General features: G+C 71.6%; 11 protein-coding genes. 4 read left to right on the top strand and 7 right to left on the bottom strand.

Annotated elements, in window-relative coordinates; translation table 11 throughout:
- Window position 1 precedes the first annotated feature (1 nt).
- The gene (locus RSP45_RS13755; protein WP_415392358.1) at window positions 2-916 is read left to right on the top strand and encodes an FAD:protein FMN transferase; all 915 of its coding nucleotides are present in this window, start codon (window positions 2-4) and stop codon (window positions 914-916) included.
- 9 nt (window positions 917-925) lie between these two features.
- On the opposite strand, the gene RSP45_RS13750 is transcribed toward RSP45_RS13755, so the two are convergent.
- The 4 genes from RSP45_RS13750 to RSP45_RS13735 all read right to left on the bottom strand — a co-directional run bounded on the left by RSP45_RS13750 (window position 926) and on the right by RSP45_RS13735 (window position 5,329).
- Window positions 926-1,471 (bottom strand): flavin reductase family protein, encoded by a 546-nt coding sequence (locus RSP45_RS13750; protein ID WP_073067324.1) that lies wholly within the window; start codon window positions 1,469-1,471, stop codon window positions 926-928.
- On the bottom strand, window positions 1,468-2,277 hold the full coding sequence (locus RSP45_RS13745) for a 3'(2'),5'-bisphosphate nucleotidase CysQ (protein ID WP_415392357.1): 810 nt from the start codon (window positions 2,275-2,277) through the stop codon (window positions 1,468-1,470). Before RSP45_RS13745 ends, RSP45_RS13750 begins: the two co-directional genes overlap by 4 nt.
- On the bottom strand, window positions 2,264-3,631 hold the full coding sequence (locus RSP45_RS13740; RefSeq protein ID WP_415392356.1) for a TldD/PmbA family protein: 1,368 nt from the start codon (window positions 3,629-3,631) through the stop codon (window positions 2,264-2,266). The genes RSP45_RS13745 and RSP45_RS13740 overlap by 14 nt, the downstream gene beginning before the upstream one ends.
- Window positions 3,632-3,709: 78 nt before the next feature.
- A complete protein-coding gene (locus tag RSP45_RS13735; RefSeq protein ID WP_415392355.1) occupies window positions 3,710-5,329 on the bottom strand; it encodes a DUF2125 domain-containing protein in 1,620 nt (539 codons plus the stop codon).
- Between the two features lie 82 nt (window positions 5,330-5,411).
- Between RSP45_RS13735 and RSP45_RS13730 the strand changes: the two genes are divergently transcribed.
- Window positions 5,412-6,035, top strand: a complete 624-nt coding sequence (locus RSP45_RS13730; RefSeq protein WP_415392354.1) for an enoyl-CoA hydratase/isomerase family protein — start codon at window positions 5,412-5,414, stop codon at window positions 6,033-6,035.
- Window positions 6,036-6,184: 149 nt separating this feature from the next.
- Here the strand turns inward: RSP45_RS13730 and RSP45_RS13725 are convergent, their stop codons facing one another.
- The 3 genes from RSP45_RS13725 to RSP45_RS13715 form a co-directional block, all read right to left on the bottom strand.
- A complete protein-coding gene (locus RSP45_RS13725) occupies window positions 6,185-6,547 on the bottom strand; it encodes a YbaN family protein (protein WP_073067316.1) in 363 nt (120 codons plus the stop codon).
- Window positions 6,547-7,953: an adenosylhomocysteinase gene (gene ahcY / locus RSP45_RS13720; protein ID WP_415392353.1), complete on the bottom strand. Its 1,407-nt coding sequence runs from the start codon at window positions 7,951-7,953 to the stop codon at window positions 6,547-6,549. The genes RSP45_RS13725 and ahcY overlap by 1 nt, the downstream gene beginning before the upstream one ends.
- Before the next feature lie 68 nt (window positions 7,954-8,021).
- Window positions 8,022-8,471: a hypothetical protein gene (locus tag RSP45_RS13715; protein WP_415392352.1), complete on the bottom strand. Its 450-nt coding sequence runs from the start codon at window positions 8,469-8,471 to the stop codon at window positions 8,022-8,024.
- 297 nt (window positions 8,472-8,768) lie between these two features.
- Here RSP45_RS13715 and RSP45_RS13710 point away from each other — a divergent pair, with 297 nt between their 5' ends.
- Together RSP45_RS13710 and RSP45_RS13705 are read left to right on the top strand one after the other, a co-directional pair.
- The gene (locus RSP45_RS13710) at window positions 8,769-10,658 is read left to right on the top strand and encodes an autotransporter assembly complex protein TamA (protein ID WP_415392351.1); all 1,890 of its coding nucleotides are present in this window, start codon (window positions 8,769-8,771) and stop codon (window positions 10,656-10,658) included.
- Window positions 10,658-15,505 carry a translocation/assembly module TamB domain-containing protein gene (locus RSP45_RS13705; RefSeq protein WP_415392350.1) on the top strand — a complete coding sequence of 1,616 codons (4,848 nt, stop codon included), beginning with the start codon at window positions 10,658-10,660 and terminating at the stop codon, window positions 15,503-15,505. Before RSP45_RS13710 ends, RSP45_RS13705 begins: the two co-directional genes overlap by 1 nt.
- Window positions 15,506-15,568 lie beyond the last annotated feature (63 nt).

The following is a 15,568-nucleotide window of genomic DNA, read 5'->3' as shown; positions in this document are numbered from 1 at the left end:
CATGCTGACCCGCCGCCGCCTGCTGACGATTTCCGCCGCGCTGGCCCTGACCCCCGCGGCCCTGCGCGCGGGCACCCCGCCGCCCGCCGCGCGACTGTGGTCCGGGCAGGCGCTGGGCGCGCGCGCCTCGATCCGGCTGGCCCATCCCGACGCCGAGGCGATCTCGGGGCGGGTGCTGGCCGAGATCGACCGGCTCGAGGATATCCTCAGCCTCTATCGCGAGGACAGCGCGCTGGCGCGGCTGAACCGCGACGGGCAGCTGGACGCCCCGCCCTTCGAGCTGCTGGAATGCCTGTCGCTGGCCGGTGCCGTGCATGGCGCGAGCGGCGGGCGTTTCGACCCCACGGTGCAGCCGCTGTGGGCGCTGTGGGCCGAAGCGGCCGCGGCCGGACACCAGCCCGCCCCTGCCGAGATCGCGGCGCGGCGCGCCGTCGTCGGGTGGGAGGGGGTGACGCTCGACAGCGACCGCATCAGCCTGCGCCCCGGTGCCGCGCTGACCCTGAACGGCATCGGACAGGGCTATGTCGCCGACCGCGTGGCGGCGCTGCTGACCGCCGAGGGGCTGAGCGAGATCCTGATCGACACCGGCGAGTTCCGCGCCCTTGGCGGCCAGCCCGGCGGCGGCCCCTGGCAGATCACCCTGGCCGCCGGCGGCCAGCTGGGGCTGTCGGGGCGGGCGCTGGCAAGCTCGTCCCCGCTGGGCACCACCTTCGACCAGGCGGGGCGCAACGGGCATATCCTCGAGCCCGCCAGCGGCCGCCCCAGCGCCGCGGCGTGGCGCGAGATCGCGATCTCGGCCCCCTCGGCCGCGCTCGCCGATGCGCTGAGCACCGCCGCCTGCATGATCCCCGACCGCGAGGAAATCGCGGCGATGGTCGCGCAATTCCCCGGCGCGCGGGTCGAGGCTGCGGTCTGAGCGCCGGGGCTAGCCCCCCACCGGCTCGAAGGCGCCGAAGCGGCCGGCGGCAAAGACCAGCGGGTGATCGTCCGGTCCGGCGATGGTCACCTGCGCCACCCGCCCGACCAGGATCGAGTGGTCGCCGCCGTCATGCACCGCATGGGCGTGGCAGTCGAACCGCGCCGCCACCCCCGGGATCTCGGGCGTGCCCAGCAGGGTCCGGCCCAGCGCGATGCCCTGGAACCCTGCCCCGCCGCGGGTAAAGCGCAGGCAGATGTCCAGCTGCTCGGCGCCCAGCACGTGGATGGACCACGCCGGCGCCTGCGCAAAGATCTCGTGCCGCCCCGAGGCCCGCGCCGGGCACCACAGCACCAGCGGCGGGTCCAGCGACACGCTGGTGAAGCTGTTCACCGTCATCCCCTGCGGCCCGTCCGGGCCCTCGGCGGTGACGATGGTGACGCCGGTCGCGAACCGGCCCAGCGCCTCGCGGAACAGGCGGGCGGCCTCGGTGTCGGGGCGAAAGCTGATGGCGTCGGCCAGCCGGTCCAGCGTCTCGGGGGTCAGTCTCGTCATTCGGCGGTCCCTTCATTCCGGCCGGGCGGCAGCACCACCAGCGCGCCCAGGATTTCCGCGTGCAGCGCCGGCGCCGCCACGATCAGCCCGTCGCCCAGCGGCGGCGCCTGGTTGAAGCGGAAGCGCTGCCCGCGCCGGTCGGTCACCACGCAGCCCGCGCATTCCGCGATCAGCGAGGCCGCCGCCACGTCCCATTCCCACACCGGCCGCATCGACAGCACCGCATCGAACTGCCCGTCCGCCACCATGCAGAACCGCGAGGCGAGCGAGGGGCGGAAGCCCCGCTTGACCGCAGGCACCACGCCGTCGCGCCAGAACCCCGGGTCCAGAGAGGATTTTGCAGTCAGCACCCGGGCGCCTGCCAGCGGCACGGCGGCGGCGTGAATGGGTTCGTCGTTGCGGGTGGCCGGGCCGCCCGCGGCGGCGGCATAGGTGACGCCGCGCGCCGGCTGGTGGACCACCCCGGCGATGGGACGGCCGTTTTCCACCACCGCCACGGCGACGGCGAAACCGTCCTGCCCCTCGATAAAGGCGCGGGTGCCGTCGATCGGGTCGATGATGAACACGCGGGCGGCGGTGGCGCGGGCGGGGTCCTCGGGGCTTTCCTCGGACAGCCAGCCGTAGTCCGGGCGGGCGGCGCGCAGCACCCGCTCAAGCTCGGTGTTCACGGCCAGGTCGGCCTCGGACACCGGTCCCGCGCCCTGCGGCTTTTCCCAATGCCGGAAGCGGCCGCGCCAATGGGCCAGCGCGATCTCGCCGGCGTCCACGGCCGCCTGCCGGATCAGGGCAAGGTCACTCTCCGGCAACGGTCATGCCCTCGACAAGCAGGCTGGGCACCCGCAGGCTGCGCCAGTCGGGCAGGTCGTTGGCGGCGACCATCAGCATCAGCATCTCGCGCAGGTTCCCGGCAATGGTGCATTCGTTGACCGGATAGGCGATCTGGCCGTCTTCCACCCAGAACCCGGCGGCGCCGCGTGAATAATCGCCGGTGGTCGCGTTGATCGAGGCGCCCAGCATCGAGGTCACCACCAGCCCGCGCCCCATCTCGCGGATCAGTTCCTCGGGCGTGGCCTCACCTGCGGACAGCGTCACGTTGCTGGTCCCCGCCGACGGCGGCGACGAGGTGCCGCGCATGGCGCTGGCGGTCGAGGCCATGCCCAGCTTGCGCGCGGTGGCCAGGTCCAGCGTCCAGCCCTGCAATTCGCCCGCCTCGACGATCAGCCGCGGCGCGGTGCGCAGCCCCTCGCCGTCGAAGGGGCGCGAGGCGGCATGGCGGGGGCGGCGCGGATCCTCGGTCAGGTTCATGCCCGCGGGCAGTACCTGCTGGCCCAGGTCGTTGCGCAGCCAGCTGGACCCGCGCGCGACCGCGCTGCCGTTCACCGCCCCCAGCAGGTGCGAAATCAGCGTGCCCGCGACGCGTTCGTCGTAAAGGATCGGAAAGGCGCCGGTCGGCGGCTTGCGCGCGCCCTGCCGCGCCACGGTGCGTTCGCCGGCCAGCCGCCCGATCTCTTCGGGGGTAGGCAAGTCCTCGGCCCAGACCCGCGATTCGCCGGCCCAGTCGCGTTCCATCCCCAGCCCCTCGCCGGTGATGGCAACGGCGGAAATCCCGTGGCTGCTGCGCCCGTAGCCGGCCGAAAACCCGTTGCTGGCCGCCAGCCAGATGCGGCGCTGCACCGCCGAGGCGCTGGCCGATTCGGCCATGCTGACCCCCTTGACCGCCAGCGCCGCCGCCTCGGCCCGCAGCGCAAGTTCCAGCAGCGCGGGCGGTTCGGGCAGCGGCTGCCCGTCGTCCAGCTGCAACGGGCCCGCGTCGGTATCGCCGTCGCTGGCCAGCTGGTCGGGATGGGCCAGCCCGACATGATCGTCCACCGGCGCCTCGCGCGCCATGGCGACGGCGCGTTCCGCCATCTCGGCCAGGGTGCGATCCGAGGTATCGCTGGCCGAGACGCAAGCCTGCCGCCCGCCCAGGATCACGCGCAGGCCGATCTCGATCCCCTCGGCGCGCTCGGCGTGTTCCAGCGCCCCCTGCCGCACCTCGACCGACAGCGCGGTGCCTGAGGTGGCGATGGCGTCGGCCTCGTCCGCGCCGGCGGCGCGCGCGGCCGCGATCAGCGCATCGGTCAGCCGGGCAAGATCAGAGGCAGAATCGGATCTGGTCATGAGAGGGCGCCTTCCTTCCGAAGCGAAAGGGCCGGACACGCGCCCGGCCCCCGCAATTTTCGCCATGATGGCGCGGTGTTATTTCACCTGCTGCCCGTTGGCAAAGATTTCGCCGCCTTCGCGGAACTCGAACTCGCTGACCAGCGCGTCGCCGCCTTCGGGCGCGGGGCGGGCGAACATCGCCAGCATCATGCGATAGCCGGCCACCTCATCGCTGTTCAGCACACCCAGCTGCACCAGCCGGTCGATCAGCCCGTTCACCCCCTCGATGCGGGCATTCAGCGTGCCCACCGGCTGGGTCATGTCGCCGCTCTCGGGGACCCGCAGCTCGCCCGAGCTGTCGAAGCTGGCCCCGACCGCCGACAGCGCGATCTTGTTCAGCGAGATCTCGGTCGGCTCGAAGGGGTTGGGCGTGGCGTCATCGCCGGTCGCGTCCATGCCGTCGCTGCCCGCCGCGTCGTCGCCCGCGGCCTCGGCCGCCTTTGCCAGCGCCGGGTCGAACAGGTCCATGGTCAGCCGCATCAGCCCGGTGATGTCGATGTCCAGGCTGGCGGGGTCGCGGGGCAGCACCTTCTGGGGGTCGAACATGTCCCAGATGCCGTCGGCCAGGGACAGCCCGCCGATCGAATAGGCCAGCTTGAAGGGCGCCGGCTCGTCCGATTTCAGCACCGGCATCTGCACGTCAAAGGTGGTCTCGGCCATGGAATAGCTGATCGGCGCGGGCAGCCCGGTCACGGTGAACTCGGCCGCGGTCGAATCGATGGCGCCCTGATATTTCAGCCCGTCGGCGCCAAAGCCGAAGGAGACGTCGGTCCCCTCGACCGTGTAGTGCCCGGCAACGTTTTCGGGCTGGCCCTCGGCGTCGGTGCCGGCCACGTCCAGTTCGAACCTTCCCGCACCGGCGGCAAGGTTGCCGCTGACGTCCAGACCGGCGCGCAGCGCCGCCGCCATGTCCGTGCCCGGGTCGGCATCCAGCGGCATCACCCCGGTCGAGGCGCCGCGCAGGTCGTTCACCACCCCCGACAGCTTGACGCGGGTCGGCCCGTCGCTGCCCTCGCTGCCGTCATCGCCGGTGCCGGCATCGCCCGTGCCGGCGTCGTCGAGGTCGGCCAGGTCGGCCTCCAGATTCAGCCGCTCGGCCGCCATCTCGACGTCGAAGCGCATCGCGTCGGTGCGGGTCACGTTCTGGCGGCTGGTCAGGTTGGCGATGGTCAGCGTCACCGGCAGGTCGCGGGTGGTGGCGCCGGTCTGCATGGTCTGCAACGCCAGGCTGACCTCGCCCATGCGGCTGTCGTGGGTCATGTCCTCGGCCGAGCCGCTGGTGACGATCTCGCTGTCGCGCAGGGTCAGCGCGCCGGTCAGGGTGACGTCCTCGCCATCCTCGGTGAAGCGGACGCTCATCGGGATGGTGTCCGCCAGCGTGGTGCGCACCCGCCCGTCGCCGGTGGCCAGCAGCGAGATCTCGGGCGCGACGAAGCGCAGGTCCAGTTCGTCGCCGGGGGCGGCATAGGTGATCGCGACATCGCGCAGGATCAGCGTATCGCCGGCTTCCTCGCGCGTGCCCTCGGTGACGTTGTATCCGTTCGCCTGGTAATATTCGATCCAGTTCTGCCACACTTCCGCGGGCGACACGTCGCCGAATGCAGGCACCGTCAGCGCAAGGACGGCAAGGGTCGAGGTGGCGGTCCGCAAAAACATGAATCCTATCCTTTGGAATGTGTGGCGTTGCGACGCGGGGCGAACATCGCATAATCCGGCGCCGTGACCAAGGGAGGCAGTCTTGATTCAAACACACGGCCCGCAGGATGGGTTCACCACGATCACGCTGGACCGCGCGGACAAGGCCAATGCGCTGACCGCAGCGATGATCGCCGATCTGACCGAGGCGTTTCGCGCCGCCATCGCGCAGGGCGCGCGCGCGATCATGCTGACCGGCCGCGGGCGGGTGTTTTCGGCCGGCGCCGATCTTGAGGCGGCGCGGGCCGGGCTGGCGACCTCGCCCCTGTGGGAGGAGCTGTCGGCCACCATTGCCGAGGCCCCGGCGCTGACCATCGCGGCGCTGAACGGCACCGCGGCGGGGGGCGCGCTGGGGATGGTGCTGGCCTGCGACCTGCGCATCGCGGTGCCGGGGGCGAAGATCTTCTACCCGGTGATGAAGCTGGGGTTCCTGCCGCAGCCCTCGGACCCGGCGCGGCTGCGGGCGCTGGTCGGTCCGTCGCGGGCGGCGATGATCCTGATGGCCGGGCAGCGGATCGAGGCGGAAACCGCGCTGTCCTGGGGGCTGCTCGACCGCATCGTCCCCGAGGACGGGCTGGAGGCCGCGGCCCGCGAGCTGGCGGCGGATGCGCTGGCGGCGTCCAGCACGCATGTCGCGGGGATCAAGCGGCTGATCCGGGGGCGTTGAGCGCGCTGCGGTTCTTTGGAGGGGGCGGGTTGCGCCGTCCCCTGCCCATGCGGGCGCGGCGTAGATGGCGCGGCCGCATGGGTATTTGGGCCAGAAAGAAGTCCCTGCCGGGGTTTAAGCGGGTGGCGCGTTGCGGCGCCCGCGCGGGACTACATCGCCGGCGGGGGGTTGGCGCGGGTCAGCACGAATGCGGCCGCCACCGCCAGGATCGACAACTGGATCGTCCAGTAGAAGGGCGGCAGGATGAACCAGCTGATGCTGAGCCCGACCACCATGCTGGCCACCGCGATCAGCTTGACCCGCGGGTCGATGGCGCGGTGTTCCTGCCATTCGCGAATCTGCGGGCCGAGGATGCGGTGGCGCATCAGCATGTTGTGGAAGCGCGGCGACGAGCGGTTGAAGCTGAAGGCCGCCAGCAGCGCAAAGGGCACGGTGGGCAGCACCGGCAGCACCATCCCGGCAAAGGCCAGGATGACGCCCAGAACTCCGACCGTGCCCCAGAAGATCCGCATCAGTAGCGGTAATGCTCCGACTTGAAGGGGCCCGCGACCGGAACCCCGATGTAATCCGCCTGCTCTGGCCGCAGCTCGGTCAGCCGCACCCCGATCTTGTCGAGATGCAGCCGCGCCACTTTCTCGTCCAGCGCCTTGGGCAGGATATAGACGCCCGGGCGGTATTCGTCACCCTTGGTCCACAGCTCGATCTGCGCCAGTACCTGATTTGTGAAGCTGGCTGACATCACGAAGCTGGGGTGGCCGGTGGCGTTGCCGAGATTCAGCAGCCGGCCCTGGCTCAGCAGGATGATGCGGTTGCCCGAGGGCATCTCGATCAGGTCCACCTGGTCCTTGATGTTGGTCCATTTATGGTTCTTGAGCGCGGCGACCTGGATCTCGTTGTCGAAATGGCCGATGTTGCCGACGATCGCCATGTGCTTCATCTCGCGCATGTGCTCGATGCGGATCACGTCGCGGTTGCCGGTGGTGGTGACGAAGATGTCGGCGGTGGCGGCCACGTCTTCCAGCCGCACCACCTCGAACCCGTCCATCGCCGCCTGCAGCGCGCAGATCGGGTCGATTTCGGTGACTTTCACCCGCGCACCCGCGCCTTGCAGCGAGGCGGCCGAGCCCTTGCCGACGTCGCCGTAGCCGCAGACCACCGCCACCTTGCCGGCCAGCATCACGTCGGTGGCGCGGCGAATGCCGTCGACCAGCGATTCCTTGCAGCCGTATTTGTTGTCGAACTTGGACTTGGTGACGGAATCGTTGACGTTGATCGCCGGGAACGGCAGCTGCCCCTGCTTGTGCAGCTCATACAGGCGATGCACGCCGGTGGTGGTTTCCTCGGACACGCCGCGGATGGCGTCGCGCTGGCGGGCGAACCAGCCGGGAGTTTCGGCCAGGCGCTTGCGGATCTGGGCGAACAGCGCCTCTTCCTCTTCCGAGGTGGGGGTGGCGATCAGGGCGGTCTCGCCGGCCTCGACACGGGCACCCAGCAGCACATACATGGTGGCGTCGCCGCCGTCGTCGAGGATCATGTTCGCGGTGCCTTCCGCGAACTGGAAGATGCGGTCGGTATAGGACCAGTATTCCTCCAGCGTTTCGCCCTTGATGGCGAACACCGGCACCCCCGATTCCGCGATGGCGGCGGCCGCATGGTCCTGGGTCGAATAGATGTTGCAGGAGGCCCAGCGCACATCCGCGCCCAGCGCCACCAGCGTCTCGATCAGCACGCCGGTCTGGATGGTCATGTGCAGGCTGCCGGCGATGCGCGCGCCTGCCAGCGGCTTTGCCGTGCCGTATTCCTCGCGCAGCGCCATCAGCCCCGGCATCTCGGTTTCGGCGATGTCCAGCTCCTTGCGGCCGAACGCGGCAAGCGACAGATCGCGGACGATGTGATCTTGGGGGGCAGCCTGGCTCATCTGGACCTCGCACAATGGAACTGCGGCGGCATTGTCACAGACGGGCTGCGAAAGCAACGCGGCTGCGCTCAGCCCAGCCCCACCCTTGCGTAAAGCGCGCCCGGGTCCACCCCGTCGCGATAGCCGATCCCCGAGGCGATGACGCATTGCGTGGCGTCGGCCCGTTCCAGCAGCACCGTCCAGGTGCCCATGGTGTCCGAGCCCCACAGCTGCGTGCCGTCGGCGCGGCGGGCGACCATCGCTTCCTCGAACTCGGCGCTCAGCGCGGATTGCACCACCGGCGCGGCGTCGCACCAAGGCTTGTCGCCAGCGGGGTCGGTCTCGACCGGCAGGTGGCGGGCCAGCTGGACCACCTCGGGGCCGCTCATCCCGGCGACGGCGGTCCAGCCGCGCACCAGCGCGGTCTCGGCCGGGGCGGCCAGCAGCGCCGCGCGGGCTTCGGGGACCGTCAGAACTACCGCCGGCAGCGCTGCTGCGGCGGCGATCAGGGCGAGGGCGGGGCGCAGCAGGGGGCGCATGGGACAGGTCCTTCCTTGGGCGGTGCGGCCAGGGGGGCGCAGGATCGCGCCCGGCGGCCGCATGGCTTGCAATGGGTTACCGGGAAAACGCCTCGCCCGCCGCAGGGTTCCGCCCCGCCCCGACAACGCGGTCTGACAGCCGCGTGAGGGAGCGGCGCTGCGGTCGCCCGGTCACAGCCGCGCGCTATCGCCAAAAGTTAACCCGGCCGAGGGTGGAAATCCTTGCGCCACCCTGCAACACTCGCGCAAAACCCCGGCGCGCGGCGACGGCACGGAAGACCAAAGGGGGGGCAGGAGATGGCCGGTTTCGTGAACAGGGCGGTCGCGGCCGCAACGGCGGGCATCCTGCTGGCCGGCCCCGCCCTGGCGCAGACCACGGGCAGCGGCTCCTCGGCCTCGTCGCCGTTCTCGGGGCTGTTTTCCGGGGCGGACCCTGTGAAAAATTCCCCCGTCGACCTGCAATTCCGCGTCAGCAACGGCGATGCCGGGCTGGAGCGGCGGCTGAGGAACGCCTCGCGCATCACCGGGGCGCTGGCCGAGGGGCGCTATACCGCGCAGGACGTGCTGGCAGCGGCGCGGGCGGATTATTCGCGGCTGCTGGGGCTGCTTTACGACGAAGGCTATTACGATTCGGTCATCGACATAAGGCTGGACGGGGTCGAGGCGGCTGGGATCGCGCCGCTGGACGCGCCGCAGATCGTGCGGCAGGTGGTGGTCACCGTGAACCCGGGCAATGCCTTTCGCTATTCGCGCGCCGATATCGCCCCGATTGCCCCCGATACCGAGCTGCCCGAGGATTACCGCGTGGGCGAGATCGCCCGCACCTCGGACATGCGCAATGCGGCGCGGCGCGGGGTGGACGGCTGGCGCGAGCACGGCCACGCCAAGGCCGATGTCGCCGCGACCGAGATCATCGCCGACCATGCGGCGCGGCGCATCGACAGCCGCATCGCGCTGACCCCCGGCCCGATGGTCCGCTTTGGCCAGCTGCACGCCACCGGCAACCAGCGGCTGAGCACGCGGCGGCTTTACAAGATCGCCGGCTTCCCCGAGGGTCAGCGCTTCGACCCCGAAAAGATCGAGACCGTCCGCCGCCGCCTGCGCCGCTCGGGCGTGTTCTCGGCGATCACCCTGGAAGAGGCCGAGGCGCTTGGCCCCGGCAACACGCTGGACGTGAACCTGACCGTGGTCGAACAGAAGCTGCGCCGCGCCGGCGCCGGGTTCGAGATCAGCAGCAACGACGGCGCCATGATCTCGGGCTACTGGATGCACCGCAACCTGCTGGGCGGGGGCGAGCGGCTGCGGGTGGATACCGAGTTGAAGGACATCGGCTCGGGCACGTCAGAGCGCGACTTCAAGGCCGGGGTGCGTATCGACCGCCCGGCGACGCTGAACCCCGACATCACCGCCTCGGTCGAGGCGCGGGGCGAAAGGCTGCGCGAAGAGGATTACGACCTGGACCTGGGGGTGTTCGGCTTTGGCCTGACCTGGCTGCCCAGCGAGCGGCTGACCGGGGAAACCAAGCTGGAATACCGCCGCTCGCGCGTGCGCGACGACAGCGGCACCACCAACTTTGAAATCCTCGCGCTGCCGACCACTGTGACCTGGGACCGCCGCGACGTGCCGACCAACGCCAAGCGCGGCTTCTGGCTGTCGGGGACGGCGACCCCGTTCACCGGGCTGGACGACACCGGCTCCGGCCTGCGGGTGGTGACCGAGGGCCGCGGCTATCGCAGCTTTGGCGAGGACGAGCGGGTGACGCTGGCCGCCCGCGCCCGCGTCGGCACCATCTGGGGCCCCGAGATCGAGGAAACCCCGCGCGACTATCTGTTCTGGTCGGGGGGCGGCGGCTCGGTCCGCGGACAGCCGTTCGAATCGCTGGGGGTGCGCGCCATCGCCGGCGGCCCCGAGGGCACGATCCGCACCGGCGGGATGAGCGTGGCCAACGTGACCGGAGAGGTCCGCTTTCAGGTCCGCCCCCGCATCGGGGTGGTGGCCTTTGCCGACGCCGGCCGGGTCTGGGCCGACAGCGGCTTTGGCGGCGACACCGACTGGCACGCGGGCGCCGGGCTGGGGGTGCGCTACGACACCCCGGTCGGGCCGCTGCGGCTGGACGTGGCCGGGCCGGTCGGCGGCGACACCGGCGAAGGGGTGCAGCTTTACCTTGGTCTGGGGCAGGCGTTCTGATGCGTAAGCTGTTTGCCGCCGCCGCTCTGGCGCTGTTGCTGCCCGCCGCCCCCCTGCCGCTGGCCGCGCAGGATGCCGCGCCGCCGCCCCCTGCCGCCGAGCAGCCCGCCGATCAGGACATCGCCGCCGCCGCCGCCGAAATCTCGGCCGAGGTCGAGGATGACCGCGGCTTCATCACCCGTTTCCTGGAACGCAACCTCTCGGACGCCGGGCGGCAGGTGGTGATCCGCGGCTTTCAGGGGGCGCTGTCCTCGCGCGCGACCTTCGAAGAACTGACCATCGCCGACGACAAGGGCGTCTGGATCACCCTGCGCAACGGCGCGATCCAGTGGGACCGCTCGGCGCTGTTCGCCCGCCGCATCCAGATCCGCGAGCTGTCAGCCAGCGAGATCCTGCTGCCGCGCCTGCCGGGGGATCAGGGCGACGACGGCCCCACCCCCGAGGTGCGCGAATTCGCGCTGCCCACCCTGCCGGTCGCGGTCGACATCGCCCGCATCGCCGCCGAGCGCGTCGAGATCGGCGAGGCGGTGATCGGCGAGGCCGCGGCCGTGCGGCTGGACGGCGCCATGAACCTAGCCGGGGGCGAGGGCACCGCCAAGCTTTCGGTCGAGCGGCTGGACGGCAAGCGCGGCCTGTTCACCGTCGATACGGGCTATTCCAACGCCACCACCAATCTGGACCTGGACCTGACGCTGGACGAGGACCGCGACGGGCTGTTCGCCAATCTGGTCGGGCTGTACGGCCGACCCTCGGTGCGCGCGGAAATCCAGGGCAGCGGCCCCTTGCGGGATTTCGCGGCCCAGTTCCGGCTGGCGACCGACGGGCAGGACCGGGTGACCGGCCTGGCCTCGGCCCATGCCGAGCCGGGCGAGGACGGCGCCCCCGGCACCGGCTTCCGGCTGGAGCTCAGCGGCGACGTGGCCAGCCTGCTGCCGCCGGACAACCGCGCCTTTTTCGGGCCGGAATCGCTGCTGCTGGCGCAGGGCTGGCGCGGCGAGGACGGGCGGCTGTCGCTGCCGGCGCTGATGATCGACACCCAGGCGCTGAAGCTGACCGGCTCGGCCCGGATCAGCGACGAGGGCGCGCCGCAATCGCTGGTGCTGCTGATGACGCTGGGCGCGGACGCGGGCGCCACCACCCTGCCTGTGCGCCTGCCGCTGCAGGGCGACCCCGAGGTCCGCTCGGGCAGCCTGCAGATCAGCTATGACGCGGAAAAGGGCGACGAATGGACCCTGCGCGGCCGCATCGAGGAGCTGGCGACCGGCGGCAACCGCATCGGTGCGCTGCTGCTGGACGGCGGCGGCAGCGTGGAGCTGGCGGGCGACGAGTTGCGCGAGGTGCTGGGCCGCATCAGCTTCGGCGCCGAGGGGCTGGCGCTGGCCGATCCCGGGCTGCAGGCCGCGCTGGGGCAGGACATCCACGGCGACACCGGCTTTGAGTTCGCGCCGGGCAATGCGCTGGAACTGGCCGGTTTCAGCCTGTCGGGCCGCGATTTCGGGCTGTTCGGCGACATCCGCGCCGACGGGCTGCGGTCCGGGATCACCATCTCGGGGGCGCTGGATGCGGCCTATGAGGATGCCTCGCATCTGTCCACCCTGGCCGGGCGGCCGCTGAGCGGGCAAATTTCGGCCGAGATTTCCGGGCTGTACACGGTGCTGTCGCGCGGCTTCGACGCAGAGCTGGCCGTGAACGGGCTGGACGTGACCGTCGATCAGGAGCAGCTGGACCGGCTGCTGGCCGGCGAAACCACCATCACCGCCAGCGCCCGCCGCGACGAGACCGGAATCGAGCTGCGCGAGCTGTCGGTCGATGCGCAGCGGCTGGTGGCGCAGGCGCAGGGGACGATCAGCTCCACCGCCACCGACCTGCGGGCCTCGCTGCGGCTGGCCAGCCTGACCGACGCCGACCCCGCCATGGCCGGCTCGCTGACCGCCGAGGCCGCGGTGACCGGCGCCCCGGGCACCCGCCGCGTGACTCTGACCGGCGAGGCAGCGGATCTGGTGCTGGGCATCGCCGAACTGGACCGCGCCCTGCAGGGCCGCACCGACCTGGACCTTGCCGCGCAGGAACGCGAAGACGGCTTCGTGGTCGAGCGTTTCCGGCTGGGCAACCCGCAGCTCACCGCCGAGGGCCAGGGCAGTTTCGGCACCGAGCTTGACGCCGCGTTCACGCTGGACATCCCCAGGCTGACCGCGCTGCGCCCCGAGTTTTCCGGCGCCCTGCACGCCACCGCCCGCGCCACCGGGCAGGCGGGCGAGCGCCGCATCGAGGTCACGGGCAGCGGCGAGGACCTGCGGCTGGGCCAGCAGGATCTGGACGGCGCGCTGACCGGCACCACCGATTTCCGCCTTGCCGCCCTGCAAAAGGGCGATGTGATCACAATCGACGAGCTGCGACTGACCAATGCGCAGATGGCGGCGAATGTCGCCGGGGTCTGGGGCGAGAACGTCGCGGACCTTGCCGGCCATGCCGAGATCCGCTCGCTCGCCGCCTTCGGGCGCGGCTGGCGCGGGGCGCTGGAACTGGACGGCAGCCTGCGCGACGACGGCACCGGGCAGCGGCTGTTCCAGCTGGACGGCACTGGCCAGGACCTGTCGCTGGGGCAGGACGCCGTGGACGGCGCATTGGCGGGCGAGACGCGGCTGTCGGTGCGGGGCAGCCAACGCGGCGAGGTCGTCACCATCGAGCGCGCGGTGCTGGACAACGCCAGCGCCTCGGCCGATGTCGCGGGCAGCATCGGCAACGGCCAGACCAATATTTCCGGCAAGATGGACCTGCGCGACCTGTCGGCCTTTGGCATGGGCTGGCGCGGGTCCTTTGCCGCGACCGGCAGCTTTGCCGACGATGGCACCGGGGTGCGGCGGCTGGTGGTGGACGGGCGGGGCCGCGACCTGTCGCTGGGCCAGGCGCAGGCCGACGCCGCGCTGGCGGGCGAGACCCGGCTGACCCTGCGCGGGTCCGAGCGTGCGGGCGTGCTGACGCTGGAGCAGGCGGTGCTGGACAACCCCAGGCTGCACGCCACCGCGCAGGGGACGGTGGGCGGCGGCGGCACCGATGTGACGGCCGATCTGCGCGCCGACAGCCTGGCGTTCCTGGGCAACGGCATCGGCGGCTCGGTCACCGCCACGGGGCGGCTGACCGACACGCAAGGGGGGCGGCGGATCACCGCGAACGGGCAGGCCGACGGTCTGCGCGTCGGCAATCCTCAGGCCGACCTCCTGCTGGCCGGGACCACGATCTTTGACCTGGCCGCGCTGCTGCCCGAGCGCGGGCCGGTCGCGATCGAGCGGCTGAACGCCCGCAACGGCCAGCTGAGCATCCGCGCCGAGGGCTCGGCCCAGGCGCTGAACCTGGACGCCTCGCTGGCCAATCTGGCGCTGCTGGTGCCGGGGCTGCCGGGCGCGGCCACGGTGACCGGCAGCGTGCGGCAGGGGACCGGCGGCTATGCGCTGGACCTGGCGGCGACCGCGCCGGGCGGCACCCGCGCCACCATCGCGGGCACGGCGGCGGCGGACCTGTCCACCGCCGATATCCGCGTGGCCGGGGTCAGCGACGCGGCGCTGGTCAACCCGATGCTGCGCACCCGCTCGGTCGAGGGGCCGGTGAATTTCGACCTGCGGCTGAACGGGCGCCCGGCGCTGGAAAACCTGTCGGGGCAGGTGCGGCTGCCGGGGGCACGGCTGGCCGACCCCAACCTGGGGCTGCGGGTGGAAAACCTGACCGGCATCGCCGATATCGCCGGGGGCGTGGTGTCCATCGACGCGACCGCGGCGGTGGCGGCGGGGGGCACGCTGCGGGTCACCGGCCCGGTGGACCTGCGCGGGGGGGCGATTTCGCTGGACCTGCGCGCGGTGCTGCAGCGGGTGGTGCTGCGCGACCCGAATCTTTACGAAACCATCGTGGACGGCGCGGTCTCGATCACCGGCAACCCCGCCGACGGGCCGCTGGTCACGGGCGAGGTCAACCTGGGCCCGACCGAGTTCCGCATTCCGACCAGCAGCCTGGGCGGCCACCCGATCCCCGACATGGTGCATCTGAACGACGGCGCCGAGGTGCGGGCGACGCGGGCCAAGGCCGGGCTGTTGCCCTTTGCCAGCGCCGACGCCCGCATCGCCGGGATGGTGGCCCCCGCCGCCACCCCGCCCGCCAACCCGGCGCGGCTGGACCTGACCATCAACGCGCCGAACCAGGTGTTCGTCCGCGGCCGCGGCGTCGATGCCGAGCTGGGCGGCCAGATCCGCCTGACCGGCACCGCCCGCAACATGGTTCCCATCGGCCAGCTGGAACTCATCCGCGGCCGCGTCGACCTGCTGGGCCGCCGCTTCACCCTGACCGAGGGGCTGATCGAGCTGCAGGGCTCGATGGTGCCGGTGCTGCGGCTGGTGGCCGAGACCACCCGCGACGCGATCACCACCCGCATCATCATCGACGGCGACCTGCGCGACCCGGAAATCCGCTTTGAATCCGTTCCCGGGATGCCCGAGGAAGAGGTGCTGTCGCAGCTGCTGTTCGGGCGCGGCCTGGACAGCATCTCGGCCCTGCAGGCGGCGCAGCTGGCCAATGCGGTGGCGGTGCTGGCCGGCCGCGGCGGCGAGGGGCTGGTCGGCAACCTGCGCAACGCCGCCGGTCTGGACGACCTCGACCTGACCACCGACGAGGACGGGCAGATCTCGGTCCGGGCCGGGCGCTACCTGTCGCGCAACCTCTACACCGACGTCGAGGTCGACGCCGAGGGCAAGTCGCGCATCAACCTGAACCTTGACGTGAACGACGCGGTGACCGCCCGCGGCTCGGTCAGCAGCGAGGGCGAAAGCACCATCGGCATCTTCTACGAGCGCGACTATTGAAAAACCCCGCCCCGGCGGCAGCCGGGACGGGGGGTGAGGGAGGCCGAGAGGGAAGCAGCCGCC

The sequence above is a fragment of the Paracoccus sp. SJTW-4 genome (genome assembly GCF_047716885.1).
GTDB lineage: Bacteria > Pseudomonadota > Alphaproteobacteria > Rhodobacterales > Rhodobacteraceae > Paracoccus > Paracoccus solventivorans.
Note: the sequence above shows the minus strand (reverse complement) of the source record. Positions and strands in the feature narration are given on the sequence as shown.